Annotated in this window: 19 protein-coding genes; 17 read left to right on the top strand and 2 right to left on the bottom strand. The window is 38.6% G+C overall.

Annotation, left to right across the window (positions count from 1 at the left end; all coding sequences use genetic code 11):
- Position 1 precedes the first annotated feature (1 nt).
- The 7 genes from speD to NITER_RS00395 all read left to right on the top strand — a co-directional run bounded on the left by speD (position 2) and on the right by NITER_RS00395 (position 6,182).
- Positions 2–421: an adenosylmethionine decarboxylase gene (speD, locus tag NITER_RS00365; protein WP_084274620.1), complete on the top strand. Its 420-nt coding sequence runs from the start codon at positions 2–4 to the stop codon at positions 419–421.
- Positions 418–975, top strand: a complete 558-nt coding sequence (maf, locus tag NITER_RS00370; protein ID WP_084274619.1) for a septum formation inhibitor Maf — start codon at positions 418–420, stop codon at positions 973–975. Before speD ends, maf begins: the two co-directional genes overlap by 4 nt.
- The gene (locus tag NITER_RS00375; RefSeq protein ID WP_084274618.1) at positions 959–1,471 is read left to right on the top strand and encodes a hypothetical protein; all 513 of its coding nucleotides are present in this window, start codon (positions 959–961) and stop codon (positions 1,469–1,471) included. The genes maf and NITER_RS00375 overlap by 17 nt, the downstream gene beginning before the upstream one ends.
- Positions 1,461–2,531 (top strand): aminotransferase class I/II-fold pyridoxal phosphate-dependent enzyme, encoded by a 1,071-nt coding sequence (locus NITER_RS00380; protein WP_084274617.1) that lies wholly within the window; start codon positions 1,461–1,463, stop codon positions 2,529–2,531. The genes NITER_RS00375 and NITER_RS00380 overlap by 11 nt, the downstream gene beginning before the upstream one ends.
- The gene (locus NITER_RS00385; RefSeq protein WP_084274616.1) at positions 2,518–3,216 is read left to right on the top strand and encodes an ATP-binding cassette domain-containing protein; all 699 of its coding nucleotides are present in this window, start codon (positions 2,518–2,520) and stop codon (positions 3,214–3,216) included. The genes NITER_RS00380 and NITER_RS00385 overlap by 14 nt, the downstream gene beginning before the upstream one ends.
- Positions 3,213–5,165: a transglycosylase domain-containing protein gene (locus NITER_RS00390; protein ID WP_084274615.1), complete on the top strand. Its 1,953-nt coding sequence runs from the start codon at positions 3,213–3,215 to the stop codon at positions 5,163–5,165. Before NITER_RS00385 ends, NITER_RS00390 begins: the two co-directional genes overlap by 4 nt.
- 114 nt (positions 5,166–5,279) lie before the next feature.
- A complete protein-coding gene (locus NITER_RS00395; RefSeq protein ID WP_084274614.1) occupies positions 5,280–6,182 on the top strand; it encodes a hypothetical protein in 903 nt (300 codons plus the stop codon).
- Between the two features lie 75 nt (positions 6,183–6,257).
- Here NITER_RS00395 and NITER_RS00400 read toward each other — a convergent pair whose 3' ends face one another.
- Positions 6,258–7,856 (bottom strand): cation:proton antiporter, encoded by a 1,599-nt coding sequence (locus NITER_RS00400; RefSeq protein ID WP_084274613.1) that lies wholly within the window; start codon positions 7,854–7,856, stop codon positions 6,258–6,260.
- A gap of 72 nt (positions 7,857–7,928) precedes the next feature.
- Here NITER_RS00400 and NITER_RS00405 point away from each other — a divergent pair, with 72 nt between their 5' ends.
- Both NITER_RS00405 and glnA read left to right on the top strand, forming a co-directional pair.
- Positions 7,929–8,165, top strand: coding sequence for a hypothetical protein (locus tag NITER_RS00405; protein ID WP_084274612.1), 237 nt, complete (start codon positions 7,929–7,931; stop codon positions 8,163–8,165).
- Positions 8,166–8,500: 335 nt separating this feature from the next.
- Complete coding sequence (glnA, locus tag NITER_RS00410; protein WP_084274611.1) at positions 8,501–9,946, top strand: type I glutamate--ammonia ligase; 1,446 nt, start codon at positions 8,501–8,503, stop codon at positions 9,944–9,946.
- 22 nt (positions 9,947–9,968) lie between these two features.
- Here the strand turns inward: glnA and hisJ are convergent, their stop codons facing one another.
- Entirely contained in the window at positions 9,969–10,787 is an 819-nt protein-coding gene (gene hisJ / locus NITER_RS00415; RefSeq protein ID WP_084274610.1) for a histidinol-phosphatase HisJ, read from the bottom strand.
- Between the two features lie 49 nt (positions 10,788–10,836).
- On the opposite strand from hisJ, the gene NITER_RS00420 reads away from it, so the two are divergent.
- The 8 genes from NITER_RS00420 (at position 10,837) to NITER_RS00455 (ending at position 16,592) form a co-directional block, all read left to right on the top strand.
- A complete protein-coding gene (locus tag NITER_RS00420; RefSeq protein WP_159445277.1) occupies positions 10,837–11,316 on the top strand; it encodes an ankyrin repeat domain-containing protein in 480 nt (159 codons plus the stop codon).
- Between the two features lies 1 nt (position 11,317).
- A complete protein-coding gene (locus tag NITER_RS00425; protein WP_084274608.1) occupies positions 11,318–12,589 on the top strand; it encodes a peptidase U32 family protein in 1,272 nt (423 codons plus the stop codon).
- A gap of 120 nt (positions 12,590–12,709) precedes the next feature.
- Entirely contained in the window at positions 12,710–13,219 is a 510-nt protein-coding gene (purE, locus tag NITER_RS00430) for a 5-(carboxyamino)imidazole ribonucleotide mutase (protein ID WP_084274607.1), read from the top strand.
- The gene (locus NITER_RS00435) at positions 13,203–14,066 is read left to right on the top strand and encodes a damage-control phosphatase ARMT1 family protein (RefSeq protein ID WP_084274606.1); all 864 of its coding nucleotides are present in this window, start codon (positions 13,203–13,205) and stop codon (positions 14,064–14,066) included. The genes purE and NITER_RS00435 overlap by 17 nt, the downstream gene beginning before the upstream one ends.
- Positions 14,063–14,311: a glutaredoxin family protein gene (locus NITER_RS00440; RefSeq protein WP_084274605.1), complete on the top strand. Its 249-nt coding sequence runs from the start codon at positions 14,063–14,065 to the stop codon at positions 14,309–14,311. The genes NITER_RS00435 and NITER_RS00440 overlap by 4 nt, the downstream gene beginning before the upstream one ends.
- The gene (gene glyQ, locus NITER_RS00445; protein WP_084274604.1) at positions 14,308–15,171 is read left to right on the top strand and encodes a glycine--tRNA ligase subunit alpha; all 864 of its coding nucleotides are present in this window, start codon (positions 14,308–14,310) and stop codon (positions 15,169–15,171) included. The genes NITER_RS00440 and glyQ overlap by 4 nt, the downstream gene beginning before the upstream one ends.
- Entirely contained in the window at positions 15,161–15,895 is a 735-nt protein-coding gene (locus NITER_RS00450) for a Nif3-like dinuclear metal center hexameric protein (protein WP_084274603.1), read from the top strand. Before glyQ ends, NITER_RS00450 begins: the two co-directional genes overlap by 11 nt.
- The gene (locus NITER_RS00455; protein ID WP_084274602.1) at positions 15,879–16,592 is read left to right on the top strand and encodes a zinc ribbon domain-containing protein; all 714 of its coding nucleotides are present in this window, start codon (positions 15,879–15,881) and stop codon (positions 16,590–16,592) included. Before NITER_RS00450 ends, NITER_RS00455 begins: the two co-directional genes overlap by 17 nt.

A 16,592-nucleotide genomic window follows, 5' to 3' on the forward strand; every position in this document is an offset into this window, starting at 1 on the left:
AATGAAGTCACTGGGAAAGCATCTTCTTGCTGAATATTATCGATGCGATGAGAATGCGATAAATGATGTACAAAAAGTTGAAAATGCGCTTGTAAAAGCTGCAGAGATTGCAGGTGCTACAGTAATTGGAAAGTCTTTTCATAGGTTTGAGCCATATGGTGTAAGTGGGGTAGTGGTTATTAGTGAATCGCATCTTACGATCCATACCTGGCCAGAGTATGGCTTTGCTGCAGTGGATGTCTTTACTTGCGGCGATCATGTAGATCCTATGAAAGCGCATGAATACCTCAAAGAGGTTTTTGGTACACAAAACGCTACAGTTGAGACAATTTTACGAGGAGTGCTCAATATTCCAGATCTTCGCCATAAGCCTGGTGGCAGTTGCATCAAAGGTGAGTGTGGAGATAAAAAAATAGGATGATACGCCTTGCAAGTGGAAGTGAGACGCGAGCAAAGTTATTAAGAGATGCTGGTATTGAATTTATTCAAAGCCCTATAGAGTTTGATGAAGATTCTCTCTTAAAGCAATACAGTGATCCCAAAGAGTTTGTCTGTGCAGTTGCCCGTGGTAAATTGCAAAAAGCTATAGAGAAATATGGATTAGAGATCCCTATCGTTGTTGCAGATACTGTGGTAACAGCGAATAATGAGATTTTGCGAAAAGCCAAAAATGAAGCAGAAGCTAGGGAGATTTTGCAAAAGCAGAGTGGAAATAGGGTTGATATTATTACCTGTATGATCTATAAAGACAAAGGAAAAGAGGTAGAAGATCTTGATACTACAAGTTATCTTTTTGCCCCTTTTGATGAAGAAGATCTTAAAAACTATCTGGGAAGCGGTGAGTGGAGAGGTAAAGCGGGTGCTTGTATGGTAGAGGGCTTTTGCAAAAAGTATATTAAAAGTGTAAAAGGACGTGAGTCTACAGCAATGGGATTACAGGTAGAGAGGTTAGCTGAAATTGCAAAAGATATTTGAGGGAAATAGGGGAGAGATTTTTCTCATAGACTATTTTGGAAAAAAAGCAGTTCTCAAAAAGCATCGATTTGGTAAGCCAAATACTATTAAGCACGAAGCTTTTATATTGCAAAAGCTCCAATACCTTTCAGTTGTACCAAGGCTTTATGAAGCGGGTGAAGAGTATGTGATTATGGAGTATATTGATGGAATCTCTTTAAAAGAGGCTTTAAAAAAGGATAAAAAAGCAGCTCTCAAAGAGGCTCTTTATGCAAGTTATCTTTTGGATTTGGCGCATGTTAACCATAGAGAGCTTGGAAGATACTACCATTTTATTTTTACTCTCAATGGTGTAAAAATTATCGATTTTGAGCGATCACAAGTTACAAACAAGCCCCGTAATGTGTTGCAATTTATTGGATTTTATCTCCCTGCTCTTAAAACTTTTGCTAAATTCTACCAAAAGAATAAAAAAGCTGGTTTGCAAAAACTTTTTGAGGCAATCGATGTATTATGATAAAGAACTAAGAGCTTTGCGCCGCAGTGGACGCTTTCGTCAAAGACGAATCTTTTCTACTGAACTCAAAGATTTTGCTTCTAATGATTACTTGGGACTAGCCCATAAAAAAGAGCTCTTAGATGCTGCGTATAGAAGTGTAAGAGAATATCCAGTAAATAGTGCTAAAGCTTCGCAGCTTATTAACGGCTATACTCCTTTGCATAAAGAGTTTGAAGATCTTTTGTGCAAGCTCAATGGTTTTGAAGCAGGTATCGTTGTTGGGAGTGGTTTTTTGGCAAATGGTGCTCTCATTGAGGCGTTGGTGCGCAAAGGGGACAGTCTCATAATGGATGAGGAGTTTCATGCTAGTGGAGTACTCGCTGCAAGACTTGTAGAAAATGTAGCTTTTTTTCGCCATAATGATCCCAAAGATCTTGCAAAAAAACTCCAAAGTAGTGCAAAGCGTACAATTGTAGCAGTAGAGGGGATCTACTCTATGAGTGGCGATCTGCTCAATAAAGAGATATTTGATGTGGTAGGAGATGCACTTCTTATTGTAGATGAGGCGCATAGTGTAGGTGTAGTGGGGGAGCAATTGCAAGGGGTTTTTGATCTTTTTAATATAACTCCTCGTCCAAACCATATAAAAATGGGGACACTTGGTAAAGCCCTTGGAAGCTATGGAGCCTATATCTTAGCGAGCAGAGAGATTATAAGTTTTTTAGAAAATAGGGCTAAAAGTATTATCTATACAACGGCTCTTTCTCTTATGGATATAGCGCTTGCGCATGAAGGGATGCAAGAGATACAGAGAAATTTAACATTTTATAAAGAGCAAATTCAAAAAAGACAAGAGGTTATAAAAAGTTTTGGGTATGAAGCAGACTCTCTTATTATCGATATTCCTTGCAAAGATGTGCTGCAAAAGCAAGAAGAGCTTTTAGAGCAGGGTTACATAGTAGGAGCAATTAGGCCACCAACGGTAAAGCAGCCACTTTTGCGTATCATTGCTCGGCTTGGCGAAAGTATAGAAGATCTGCAAAGAGTTTTGGAGTTATCCCGTGATGTTTGTCTGTAAGAGGTTGCAAATTTTTGATACAAAAAAGCATAAAACGCTCGTAGATATCTCTTTTTCTCTACAAAGCTCTTTAGCACTTGTTGGACAGAGTGGAAGCGGTAAAAGTCTCACACTCAAAGCCCTTTTGGGACTGCTCCCTTCAAATTTAAAGTACTCTCTTGATTATACCTGGGAGTACACACTGCAAAGAGGAGAGACTGTCTCACTAGTACCACAAAACCCTTTTACATCTCTTAGCCCTCTTACAAAAATTAAAAATCAGTTTTTTGTACCAGTTGATGATGCTGCAAAGCTGCTGCAACTTGTAGGGCTTGATGAAATTTTTTTAGATCGCTATCCGCCACAGCTTAGCGGAGGGCAGTTGCAAAGGGTAGTCATTGCGATGGCGCTTGCAAAAAAGCCAAAACTTTTGCTTCTTGATGAACCAACCACAGCACTAGACCCCCATCTCAAAGAGAGTGTACTCAATCTTTTTTTACAGTTGCAAAAGGAGCTAGGTTTTTTAATTTTGTTTGTTACCCATGAAATTGCGAGTGCAGTGAAACTCTGTAGTGAGATGGCGGTTATCAAAGATGGTAAAATTGTGGAGAGCGGTTTAACACAAGAGATTTTGACACAACCAAAAAGTGAGTATACGAAGATTTTGATTGCTTCAGATTTTTCCCAAAGAGAGTTTCGTCAATGAAGATTGTAAAAGCATTTTTTGGCCTTTTATTTGTTATTTTTATAGGTGTAATAATCTATGCAGTTTTTTATTTAGGAGGGCTTTATAATGAAGCTATTCCAAAAGCAAAGCAGATTATTGAGTATCAACCAAAACTTACAACGAAGATTTATGATCGCAATGGAGAACTCATAGCAAATATTTTTGATGGGCAAAACAGGGAGTATGTTACATATGAAGATATTCCAGCACGAGCGATTGAAGCGCTTTTAGCGATAGAAGATACAAAATTTTTTGAGCATCACGGTATCAATCCCGATGCAATAGTACGTGCTATTATAAAAGATATTAAAGCAAGGAAATTTGTAGAGGGCGCAAGCACTATAACACAACAGCTTGTGAAAACTATGGTGCTCTCCCGAGAAAAAAAGATAAAGCGTAAACTTACTGAAATGCTTATTGCCATCTATATTGAGACAAAGCTTACAAAAGAGGAGATTTTAGAGCGCTATTTCAATCAAGTCTATTTTGGTCATGGATACTATGGTATCAAGACTGCAGCTTTAGGATATTTTCATAAAACGTTACAAAATCTCTCTCTCAAAGAGATAGCAATGCTCGTGGGACTGCCCCGTGCACCAAGCTACTACGATCCTACAAAAAACTATGAAGAGTCTATTAGGCGGGCAGACAGGGTTATTAATCGTATGTACGAGCTTGGTTGGATAGATAAGAGGATGTTTACGCAAGCAATAGCAGAGCAGCCAAAAGTTTATGATGATACACTCTCACAAAATAGAGCTCCTTATGTTGTAGATGAGATTCTGCGCCGTTTTGGTAAAAAAATGCCAAATTTTCGTAGTGGTGGGTATAAAATCTTTACAACAATTGATCTTTCAATGCAGCAGATTGCCAAAGAAGAACTAAAAAAGGGATATGAAAATATTCTTGCTCGTGGCAAGGACTATAACTACTCCAAACTTAATGGTGCAATGGTGGTTTTGCGTCCAAGAAGCGGTGAAGTTTTAGCACTTGTAGGGGGAGTTGATTATGCTACAAGCCCTTTTAATCGCGCAACACAAGCTAAGCGGCAGCCCGGAAGTGCATTTAAGCCATTTATCTATCAAATAGCGCTCAATCTTGGTTATTCACAGGTAGATAAAATTCCAGATGTAGCACGAACCTATGAGTTTAAAGAGGGGAATGAGACAAAAATTTGGCAGCCAAAAAATTATGAAAAGAATTTTGAAGGGACAATTACACTCAAAGATGCCCTCATACATTCTCGCAACCTTGCAACAATAAATTTAGTAGAAGATATTGGACTTGGACGAATGTATAAAGAGCTGCAAAAGTTTGGTTTTCAAAACCTCCCTCGAGATCTCTCCCTCTCCTTAGGAAGTATTGTTCTCTCACCTTTAGAGCTTGCTAAATTTTACTCTATGTTTCCTAATTATGGAGTGCAGATAGAACCACGTCTTGTCTATTCAATTACTGATGCAAAGGGCGAGAGCATCTATCAATCGACACTTATGAAAAAAGAGTTAGTCTCCCCTCAGCAGACCTTTTTGATGATAGATATATTACGTGATGTGGTCAATCGTGGAACCGGAAGGCGGGCGAAAGTGCCAGGCATAGAAGTTGCAGGTAAAACCGGGACAACCAATAGATATATAGATGCTTGGTTTTGTGGTTTTACTCCAGATATCGAAGTAATAACATGGTTTGGTCAAGATGATAACACTCCTTTGAAAAAGAGAGAGTCTGGTGGTCGTGCTTCTGCACCTGTTGTGGGAGCTTTTATTGAGAGGATCTATCAACTACATCCAGAGCTTAAAAAGAGATTTGATATTCCACAGGGCGTAAAAAAGATGCGATATAATGGTAAAATAATCTACTATACTGACATTTCTAGACCTTCCCATGAAGATGTAGAAGTAGAGGAGCAAAAAGAGGAGTTGCTCTTTTAAGTAGCATATTATAAAACAGAAGATATACTTTATATAGGTAAGCTTTTGCAAAGTTGAAGATTGTAAGAAATTCCTCTTATTCTCTTCTGGCCCCGTTACTTTAAAAGGCTTTGTATGCATAAATTCTTATTAATCCCCGCTCTTTTGTTGAGTATCTCATTTGCAGATGTACGCACATTTTTATTCTCTAAATCCTTTGCGAAGTCTGGTACCTTCACGCCATACGATTTTGCAGGAGTTTCAAACGCATTTGATTGGGTCTTTGTGCTCAATGATGGTAAAGTCTTTCAGCTCCAAGGTAATGCACCAAGTGTAAATAACGTTTTTGGTTGGAAATCTGTGGATGTAGATCCGCATATTGGTTCCAATGCTTGGAACATGATCTATATCGGTGATTTCGATAAGGATGGTCAGACAAAATTTGATTGGGTTTTGTATGCCAATCAAGATAAAACCACACAGATCTACAAGCTTGATGGTGTGAGTGCACAAGGAACTTTTGTCTATAAGAAAATAGATGGCATTCGAGCCATTATCGAAGGTATCAATGTTACATTTGAAGATATGAATGCTCAAAGTAGCTCTAGCAGTTCAAGCATAGACACCTTGGGTGATAAAGAGATGCTTGAAGTAAAAGATTCTCAAGATCTTCGAGGCTATATCTTTCAGACTAATGAATCAGTTTTGCATGCAGGTTCGATGACGATTAAACAGCAAATCACTCTCAAAATCGATTGCTCTGGACATTTTGACTATACACAGATTACTAAAAATAGTGGATATGAAAACAGAGTCCATGCTACGGGAGATAGTGTGAGTATCGACTGGAATAGTATCCATCTTGATGGAAAGAATGATGAAGGTCAGATGTTTAATGAAAACATTTTTGATATCAAAAACGACTATCTCGTTGCGGGAAAATCTTGTGTGAGCGATTTTGGATCTGGCAAAGAGGGTGAAAACTGCCCTAACCATATCTATTTGCAAAAGATTACCCGCTATCAAGTGTGCCAATAGGTGAAGTATTGCAAAAGCTTACCTATTAAACTTTCTGTTATATTGATTGTAAAAAAGTAAAATTATATGTTTATGCTAAAGCTGACAGTAAAAAAGCTGCTGGATCATCTCTTTTGAGAGGGTCTGTGTTGTGATAACGAGGCTTTTGATGTTAAGATCTTCAAGCACTTTTGCCTCCTTTTCATCTCGTACGCGAGCAACCACATGTGCATGAGGTGCAAGATCGAGAACCGATTGCGTAACGAGGCGGATCTTTTCGAGATTGTGAAATGTAATCACTATTGCGCAAGCATATTTGAGATCGAGGCTCTCTAATACTACTCTTTGTGCAGCATTACCGAAAAATGCCGGCTCATTGTTTGCAACTGCCTCTTCATAGAGTCGTAAATCATGCTCTATGACTACATACTCAAATCCTCTTGTTTTGAGATCTTTACATATATCACGACCTAATGGACCATATCCGCATACAATGATATGGTTTTTAAAGCCAGTTGAAGAGAGTTTGAGCTCCCGTATGGGCTCTTTGAAGATACGATCAGCCAAAGTTTTGAGGTGTTTGAGAATAAAGGGTGTAAGGATCATAGAGATGATAACAGCTGAAGAGAGAATTTGCATGCTTTTTTGATCTAAAAGATTGTTGCCTACAGCTAAAGTGAAGAGGGCTAAAGCGAATTCACCAATTTGTGCAAGAGCAAGAGCAGTTTTAAAGGCTGTGCGTTTTTGCTCACTAAACTGTAAAATCAAAAAGATAATGAAAGCTTTGAGAAGCATAACAGCTATTACTAAAGAGAGAATGAAAAAGATATTTTGAAAAACTACTGCAATATTAATACTATTGCCCACAGAAAAGAAGAATATTCCTAATAAAAGATCACGAAAGGGAGAGAGATCTGCCTCTATTTGGTATTTATAGTGAGATTCTGCAAGAAGCATACCAGCGAAAAATGCGCCAAGTGAATAGGAAAACCCAAAGAAATGCGCAATAGTTGCACTAAGAAGTATCACAAAAAAGACGGCAAGTAAAAAAATCTCTTGATTTTTTGTTGCAATAGCGTAATGTAAAAATTTATCTATTACATAGCGACCTAAAAGGTAGAGAAGCAAGAAAAAGAGGATCATATTCAAAAGTGTTTGCAAGAGAAGAGACTGAATAGGTACATCTTTTGTAAAGATCTCTATCATCAATAGAAGTGGTATTACTGCAATATCTTGAAAAAGTAAAATCCCCAGTGCTTTACGTCCAAAACTTGCGTGAATATCTCCTGTTTCGTTAAGAATTTTAAGCACTATAGCAGTAGAAGAGAGTGCTAAGGCAAATCCGATGATAATAGCTGATTTTTGTGGAATTGAAAAAAGAAGTGAACCTAAAAGTGCAAAGAGAAAACCAGTAATTACTACTTGCAGTGTACCGTAAACAAATACCTCTTTTTTCATAATTTTTAACTCTTGAAAGCTAAATTCCAAACCAATAGTAAACATTAAAAGCACAATGCCAAATTCTGAGACATATTCTAAAATTTCTGTATTATGGACATTGAGATGAAGAACATTAGCAATGACAATACCCGTTAATATGTAACCTATTGCAGTAGGGAGGTCAAATTTTTTTAAAATTATATTAAGCCCACTAGCCAGCAAAATAGCAGCTAATATTATCCATATCTGTTCCACAAAAAGCCTTTTGCAACAATTATTTCTTACTCTAATGATATACTATATTATATAAACTTCTAAGGAGATGTTATGGATTGGATGGAAATTATCAAAATTGGTGCACAATATATACAAAATAATGATGATGAGAGTACAAGTGATATCGATATAGACAATATTGCGCAGGCTTTGCTGAGAGTTTTAAGTGAAGAAGGCAGAATTGATCTCTCTTCTCTTCTTGCAAAAGCGCAAGAGGGAGGAGTAATGGAGATCGTCAGTAGCTGGATAGGGAGTGGAGAGAATGCTCCTATGATGCTGATACTGTGACGCAGCTTATCCCAAGCGATAAAGTCCAAGAACTAGCAGCACTTAGGAATCTTTGGAGAGAGTGCCAAAAAGGCTCTTGCTGATGCACTTCCAGCAGTTGTTGATGAAGCTACCAATGAAGATCCATTTTTGGCTGAGCAGCTTGTGTCACAAATAGGTGGGATAGAAGGAGCGATGAATATGTTGAAGAAACTCTTTTAAAAAGAGTGAGATATATAATTTGTGATTTTTTTTAACAATGTTTGGAGATTTGAAGGATTGTATAATTTTTATACAAGGATTTAAAAATGATTGAGATATAATATATTGACTTTCAAATTTAAAAAGGAGTGTATATGTTTCAAGTAGATGAGGCTAAACTACAAAAACTCTTCGACACTATCAAAGAAGAGGAGATCGAGTTTGTAGACTTTCGTTTTACAGATATTAAAGGAACATGGCACCATGTAACTTATAATGTCAAAGCGGTAAATGAAGATACATTTAAAAATGGTCTTCCATTTGATGGTAGTTCACTTCCAGCATGGCAGCCAATTAATAAATCTGATATGGTTTTGGTCCCGGAAGCCGGAACAGAGTTTGTTGATCCATTTACTGCAGATCCTACACTTGTTGTTATTTGTGATGTATATGATATCTATAAAAATCAACCATATGAGAAGTGTCCAAGAAGTATCGCAAAAAAAGCTCTGAAATATCTTCAAGAAAGCGGTATTGGTGATGTAGCTTACTTTGGTCCAGAAAATGAATTTTTTGTATTTGACAATGTTAAAGTCAGAGATGAGATCAACTGCCAGTACTACGAAGTAGATACAAGCGAAGGTGAGTGGAACAGAGGCGTTGATAGCCCAGAATATGATGTTTACAATATTGGTCACCGACCTGGTACAAAAGGTGGATACTTCCCGGTTCCTCCAGTTGATTCTATGATGGATCTAAGAGCGGAGATGAGTCAGGTGATGGAAGAGGTAGGTCTGGAAACTTATGTTATCCACCACGAAGTTGCACAGGGACAAGGTGAAATTGGTGTTAAATTTGGAACACTCATCGAAGCAGCTGACAATGTACAAAAACTTAAATATGTAGTCAAAAATGTTGCACACATCAATGGTAAAACTGCTACTTTTATGCCAAAACCGCTCTATGGCGATAATGGTAACGGAATGCATACACACATCTCTATCTGGAAAGATGGCAAAAACCTCTTTTATGATCCAAGTGGATATGCAAATCTCAGCCAATTTGGTAAATACTTCATCGGTGGAGTACTCAAACATGCTAAAGCTGTAGCAGCTTTCACAAATGCTTCTACAAACTCTTATAAGCGCCTCATTCCTGGATTTGAAGCTCCTTCAATCCTTGCATACTCAGCACAAAACAGAAGTGCAAGCTGTCGTATTCCTTGGGGAGCAGGAGAGAAAAGTGTAAGAGCAGAATTTAGATTCCCAGATAGCTCTGGTAACCCATATCTTGCGTTTACTGCACTTTTACTTGCTGGTATCGATGGTATTAAAAACAAAATCGATCCAGGCGATCCAATGGAAATGGATCTCTTTGAGCTTACTCTTGATGAGATTAGAGAAAAAGGTATCCAGCAGATGCCTCATACACTCAGAGAAGCGATCGAAAATATGCTTGCAAACAGAGATCTCTTCAAAGTTGGTGATGTTATGACTGAAGAGTTTATTCAGACATATCAGCACTACAAGTTTGAAACATCTATCTGGCCTTGGGAAGGTCGACCGCACCCATACGAATTCATTACTACATACTCTTGCTAATTATTGGGGCTTTGCCCCAATGTTAAAACTCTACAAACCCCCGCTCTTTATTTTTAAAAATAGCACATTTTGTATAACCAACCTCTTTTGCTAATTGCATAACTTCATCAAGTTTATATCCTACCTGTTCAGGTGCGTGTGCATCAGAGGCAAAGGTGATAGGGATATCAAGCTCATATGCCTCTTCTAAAAGCTCCTTGCTTGGATAAGGCTCTCCTACGGGTTTACGTAAACCAGCACTGCTGATTTCCAATACAAGATTGTTCTCTTTGATGGTTTTCAAAGCATTTTTGGCGATGAGACGCACATCTTTTTTTGGTTTGAAGTTGAATACTTTGATTAAGTCTAGATGTCCAACAATCTGAAAAAGTCCACTCTTAGCGAGTGCTTCTATAGCGCTGAAGTAGTCTTCCCAAATGGTATCGATATCTTTATTCTTATACTCTCCAATGAATTCTGGGTTATCAAATCCCCAAAGATCTTGATGGATGAGGATCTCGTCATGTTTACGGCTTTTTGGTAAAAAGTGGACTGAGCCTATTAAGTAATCTACATCTGCTTGTACAATGCGATCTTCCATAAGTCCTGGTAAAAAATCTACCTCGTATCCCAAGAGGATTTCAATTTTATTTTTATATTTTTCTTTCAGTTCTTGCACATCTTTTTCATACGCATCTACTTCTTCCAAACTCATACGATATTTTTGATCAAAATTCATTGGTGCATGATCACTAAATCCATATATTTCGATACCCTCTGCAATCGCTCTTTGCACATACTCTTCCATCTCGCCTGTAGCGTGGTTGCAGCGTTTTGTGTGATTGTGCAGATCTACGCGCATACTGCTCCTTTTGCTATAATACTTATTAATTATAGCACAGGGGGATGCGGTGGATATTTTTGAACAGATAAAAAGAGACTCTTTAGCAGGTGTAAAGAAAGCTTGCAAAGAGATTGATAATATTAACGCTATAAGAACTGAAAGTGGTGATTCAGTACTACGTAGTGCAATCAAAAATAAAGTGAGTTTAGAAGTATTTGTTTTTTTAGTTGAGCAAGGAGCGGATATCTATGAAATTGATGAGGAGGGAGTGGGCCTCATCGATGATGCGATAAAAAAGGGACGCCTTGATATTGTGAAATTTTTGGTAGAATCTGGCATCGATCCAAATACTACCAAGCGTAAATCTGGCTTTACGCCTCTCATGGCAGCGATGGCCTATGGAGATGAAGCAATAACGCGCTATTTGGTTGAAGAGTGTAATGTGGATACGGAGGTGCTTGATACATTTGAAAAGAGTGCAAGAGACTATGCAAAAATGACAGGGTATGAACACTTAATCGATATTTTGGAAAAAAGAGGGAAATAGATTGAAAAGGGTAGAGCTTCTAAGTCCTGCAGGCAATCTTAAAAAGTTAAAAATTGCTTTTGCATATGGGGCAGATGCAGTCTATGGTGGTGTGAGCCACTACAGCTTGCGTATTCGCAGCGGCAAAGAGTTTGACATGGAGAGTTTCAAAGAGGGAATCGAGTATGCACATACCTTAGGTAAAAAGGTTTATGTAACAATCAACGGTTTTCCATTTAATTCTCAAATAAAGCTCTTTGCCAAACATATTGAGTCGATGGCGGCAATGGAGCCTGATGCTTTTATTGTAAGTACACCGGGTGTTATAAAGCTATGCAAAGATATTGCGCCGCATATACCTTTACATCTTTCTACCCAAGCCAATGTGATGAACTATCTTGATGCCGAAGTTTATTATGATTTGGGAGTAAGACGCATAATTGCAGCACGTGAAATTGGACTAAAGGATTTAGAAGAGATCAAAAAGAGACTCCCAGATTTAGAGCTTGAAATCTTCGTGCATGGAAGTATGTGCTTTGCGTATAGTGGAAGGTGTCTCATTAGCTCTGTGCAAAGTGGAAGGGTACCAAATAGAGGAAGTTGTGCTAATGATTGCCGCTTTGAGTATACCCTCTATGCAGAAAATCCTGAAACTGGAACTCTTTTTAAACTAGAAGAGGTTGAGGGTGAAGGTACGTATATAATGAATGCAAAAGATCTTAATCTTGCAAGCCACATCAAAGAGATTTTGGATAGCGGGGTAGTTGATAGCCTCAAGATTGAGGGGCGAACAAAGAGTGACTACTACGCGGCAATTACCACAAAAGCATATCGCATGGCGATTGATGATTACTATAAAGGACAGTTTGAGCCAAGCAGATACCAAGCAGAGCTGCATACCACAAAGCATCGTGGTTTTACAGATGGATATTTGGTAAGCCGCCCTTATGAGAAAAGCGGTACACAAAAGCTAGATTCTTCCATTAGTGAAGGAACCCATCAGGTAAAAGCAGAAGTGCTTGAGGATGGATTGCACTTTTTGACAAAAGATAAAATCTGCCAAGGGGATGAGCTGGAGATTGTTGCGCCAAAAGATGCAAAGCTTCGTGCTTGCAGTAATGAGATTGGTGTAATCTTTGAAAGAGATGGCAAATGGTGGCTCAAGCTCAATAAAATTATTGCAAACAAAGAGTATGAGTGCATTCATAGTGGCAATATCAATCCTGTAAAACTTCCATGTCAACTGCCTCCATACACTTTTTTAAGAAAGAAGATAGCTGATAAAGTAGACTGAACTTTCTAAAAGAGTAGAAGAAGATGGTATTGATGCAGTTTTCTTAGTAGTCTCTTAATAGAATTACAATATAATTGCACATTAATTTTATTGTTGCAATTGTGATATAAAGGAGTCAGAATGCGATTTATCTCTATCATTATGGGGAGTAAAAGTGATTATGAAGTGATGCAAGAGTGTGCAAAGGTGCTTGATAAGTTTGGCGTACCGTATGAGCTTATCATCTCTAGTGCTCATAGAAGTCCTCATAGAACTAAAAGTTATGTGAGTGAAGCAGAAGAGAAGGGAGCTAAGGTCTTCATCTGCGCTGCTGGTATGGCTGCGCATTTAGCAGGCGTAGTGGCAAGTCTCACTGTCAAGCCTGTCATAGGGGTACCTATGAAGGGCGGTTTTATGGACGGTATGGATGCACTGCTTTCTACTGTGCAGATGCCAGCGGGAATGCCTGTTGCAACAGTAGCAGTAGGAAAGGCTGGAGCAGTGAATGCAGCTTATTTGGCAATGCAGATCCTAGCAATCGATGATGAGGAGCTGCGAGCAAAACTCCAAGAAGATCGCCTCAGCAAAGCAAAAAAAGTGGAAGCAGATTCAAGTGAAGTGGAAGTGATAATAGATGCTACTCAAGCCTGATTGTTTTGTATGTCTTTACAACCAGGCGCTGCGTGTGAGTAAGGCTTTGGAGTGTGATGAGGAGTGTGCTGATGCTATTATGCAAAGAAGTGCCGAGGTTTTAGCCTCAATCACACCAAAGCAGACTCCACCAGAAGCAGCAGCTATTCTCTATCCAGCTATCAGTAAAGTAGTAAACAAAGAGGATCTCTATAGCCAAAAAAAGCTAGAGTCTATCCAAAAAGCACAGGAGTATGTTCCTTTTGTGCAGGAAAAAATTGCACGAAGCCCTCAAAGGCTTGATGCAGCACTCCGTGCTAGTGTTGCTGGAAATGTGATCGACTTTGCTACAGAAGTGATGTTTGATATCCAAGAAGAGATTGCAAAGATATTTGAAGCTCCTTTTGCTATTGATAAAAAGAGCGAATTTATCCAAAAACTGCAAAAGGCTCAAAGACTCCTTATTATCGGAGATAATGTGGGTGAGCATCTTTTTGATAAGATTCTCATTAAAGAGATTAAAAAGGTGCTTGATATTAAGATCTACTACTTTGTACGGGGTAGGCCTATTATCAATGATGTAACACTGCAAGAAGCAAAAATGGTAGGGCTTGATAAAGTGTGTGAGGTAGTAGACAGCGGTGTAGATACGCCAGGGTTTTTGTATGAGCGTGCTAATGAACAAGCAAAAGCTATTTTTGATAGTGCAGATCTCATTCTTGCAAAAGGAATGGGCAATTTTGAGTGTATGGAGAGCTACCAAGATAGCAGAGTCTATTTTCTTTTTAAAGTAAAATGTAGTGTTGTAGCAAATCGTGTTAGTAAAAATATTGGAGATTTAATCTGTGCTACAAAGGAGGATCTATGAGTGAGAAGAAGCAAAAACGCGTAGTACTCTTTACAAGTCCAGGATGTGTCTGGTGTACACGGGCAAAGCAGTTTTTTCGCAAAAACCAGATAAAATTTAAAGAGATAGATATCAGTAAAGATCAAAAAGCTGCGCAAGACTGCATGCGCCACGGATGTAGAGGCGTTCCTGTAGTTCTTGTGGGAAGCAGGTGGATCTGCGGGTTTGATCAAGCAAAAATTGAAAAGGAATTGGGGCTTTCATGATTACATTTAGCGAACTACTTCTTAAACTACAAAATTTTTGGGCACAGCAGGGTTGCGTGATAATGCAGCCTTACGATATTCCAAGTGGTGCTGGGACATTTCATCCAGCTACGTTTTTAAAATCCCTCGATCCAAAACCTTGGGCAACAGCTTATGTAGCACCATCAAGGCGCCCTACAGATGGTCGCTATGGAGAGAACCCAAATAGACTTGGTGCATACTATCAGTTTCAAGTCCTCATCAAGCCAAGTCCGGCAAATATCCAAGAGCTCTATCTCAAAAGCTTAGAAGCTTTGGGGTTAAAGTGGCAAAAGCACGATATTCGCTTTGTCGAAGATAACTGGGAGAGTCCGACTCTTGGAGCATGGGGACTTGGCTGGGAAGTGTGGCTTGATGGTATGGAGGTAACGCAGTTTACCTATTTTCAACAGGTGGGCGGTTTTGAGTGCGAGCCGGTAGCTGTAGAGATCACCTATGGCACAGAGCGTCTTGCTATGTATCTGCAAGGCGTAGAGAGCGTTTTTGATATTGTGTGGAGCAAAAATGGCGATCAAGTTGTTACTTATGCAGATGTGCATAAGCGAGGTGAATTTGAGTACAGTAAATACAACTTTGAAGTAGCAGATACAAAGATGCTTTTTAAGTGGTTTGAAGATGCAAGAGAGGAGTGTAAGCGAGCACTCGAAGAAGATCTTCCATTGCCAGCATATGATTACTGCTTATTAGCTAGCCACATTTTCAATACCCTCGATGCAAGAAAAGCGATTAGTGTGACAGAGCGGCAAAATTTTATTTTAAAAGTGCGAGAACTTGCAAAAGGGTGTGCTGAGAAATATAGGGAGAGCCTCCTTGAAGCTTAAAGATATTTTAAAGATCCTAGATGAGATAAGTCCCTTCGAGTTGCAAGAGAAGTGGGATAATTCCGGATTGCAGGTGGGAAATTTAGAAAAAAAGATTAAAGATATATATCTTTGTATTGATGTTGATGAAGGGCTTGTAGAGAGTCTCCCTGAAGGCTCACTCATTATTACACACCATCCACTCATTTTTGGAAAACTTACTTCACTCGAGTATTCAAGCTATCCAGCAAAGCTTCTTGTAAAGATGATAAAAAAGGATATCGCCCATATTGCAATGCATACAAACTTTGACAAAACCCATCTCAATAGCTATGTAGCACAAAAAGTCTTAGGAGTAGAGCCAGAGTGTGAAGATTTTATCTGCTATTTTGACAAAGAATGCACATTTGATGATGCTCTTAAGTGGGTGAGCAAGAAGTTTCATCTCACATGTCCACGATATGTACAAGCAAGTGAACGCGTTTCGCGCATAGCTCTGACAACTGGAAGTGGAGGATCTCTTATCGATTTTGTCAAAGCAGATCTCTTTTTAACTGGAGATCTTAAATACCATGATGCAATGAAAGCGCAGGAAATTGGATTGAGTGTCATTGATATAGGTCACTTTGAGAGTGAGTGCTATTTTGGGGAAGCTTTGCAAGAGCAATTGAAAAAGAGAGCAATTAAAGCTATAATTGCGTCAATAAAAAAACCCTTAAAGGTCTGGAATGAAACAATATATTAGCCAGCTTGTAGAACTTGCTAAAATTGATAAAAAAATAGATGATTTTGGCCCAAAAATCGAAAACATAGAGCAAAAACTCAAAAAAGCTGCGCAAGAGAAAAGAAGCATTGAGCAGATGATCGAGCAGCTTAAAAACGAAATTCAAGAGTGTGAACTCAAAAAGAGTAAAAATGAGCTGCATCTCAAAGAGCTCAGCGAAAAATTGGCTGATATAGAAAAGAAGAGTGCGCAGGTTAAAACAGAAAAAGAGCTTAAAGCTTTGCAGCTTGAAGAGGATATCGCAAAAGAGCAGATAAATTTTGCAAATGAAGAGATTGCAAGACTTGAAAATATTTGCGAAACAAAACAGGATGAGATTAAAAGTTTTGAAGAACGATTACAAGAGAGTGAAGAGCAGTACAAAAAAATAGAAGATGAAGTGAAGCAAGAGCTCCAAGAACTTGAAAATGAGCGTGAAAAACTCTTTCAAATGAAAAGCGAACTTATAGCCAAAATTCCTAAGCAGATCCTCGTATTTTATGAAAAGATTCGCAGATGGGCTGGCAATACGGCTGTTGTACCTGTGAAAAAGCAGGCGTGTATGGGATGTTTTATGAAAATAAATGATAAAACCTATGCAAGTGTAATTAAAGGTGAGGAGATTACTACCTGTCCACACTGCGGAAGAATTTTATATTTAGAAGAGGAAAACGAGTAA

The sequence above is a fragment of the Nitratiruptor tergarcus DSM 16512 genome, assembly GCF_027946175.1.
GTDB lineage: Bacteria > Campylobacterota > Campylobacteria > Campylobacterales > Nitratiruptoraceae > Nitratiruptor > Nitratiruptor tergarcus.

Excerpts from the sequence above, each read along its gene's own strand:
- speD (WP_084274620.1), top strand. The coding sequence starts at position 2 with ATGAAGTCACTGGGAAAGCATCTTCTTGCTGAATATTATCGATGCGAT.
- glnA (WP_084274611.1), top strand. The coding sequence starts at position 8,501 with ATGTTTCAAGTAGATGAGGCTAAACTACAAAAACTCTTCGACACTATC.
- NITER_RS00390 (WP_084274615.1), top strand. The coding sequence starts at position 3,213 with ATGAAGATTGTAAAAGCATTTTTTGGCCTTTTATTTGTTATTTTTATA.
- hisJ (WP_084274610.1), bottom strand. The coding sequence starts at position 10,787 with ATGCGCGTAGATCTGCACAATCACACAAAACGCTGCAACCACGCTACA.
- NITER_RS00405 (WP_084274612.1), top strand. The coding sequence starts at position 7,929 with ATGGATTGGATGGAAATTATCAAAATTGGTGCACAATATATACAAAAT.
- NITER_RS00440 (WP_084274605.1), top strand. The coding sequence starts at position 14,063 with ATGAGTGAGAAGAAGCAAAAACGCGTAGTACTCTTTACAAGTCCAGGA.
- NITER_RS00385 (WP_084274616.1), top strand. The coding sequence starts at position 2,518 with ATGTTTGTCTGTAAGAGGTTGCAAATTTTTGATACAAAAAAGCATAAA.
- glyQ (WP_084274604.1), top strand. The coding sequence starts at position 14,308 with ATGATTACATTTAGCGAACTACTTCTTAAACTACAAAATTTTTGGGCA.
- NITER_RS00395 (WP_084274614.1), top strand. The coding sequence starts at position 5,280 with ATGCATAAATTCTTATTAATCCCCGCTCTTTTGTTGAGTATCTCATTT.
- maf (WP_084274619.1), top strand. The coding sequence starts at position 418 with ATGATACGCCTTGCAAGTGGAAGTGAGACGCGAGCAAAGTTATTAAGA.
- NITER_RS00435 (WP_084274606.1), top strand. The coding sequence starts at position 13,203 with ATGCTACTCAAGCCTGATTGTTTTGTATGTCTTTACAACCAGGCGCTG.
- NITER_RS00455 (WP_084274602.1), top strand. The coding sequence starts at position 15,879 with ATGAAACAATATATTAGCCAGCTTGTAGAACTTGCTAAAATTGATAAA.
- NITER_RS00380 (WP_084274617.1), top strand. The coding sequence starts at position 1,461 with ATGTATTATGATAAAGAACTAAGAGCTTTGCGCCGCAGTGGACGCTTT.
- purE (WP_084274607.1), top strand. The coding sequence starts at position 12,710 with ATGCGATTTATCTCTATCATTATGGGGAGTAAAAGTGATTATGAAGTG.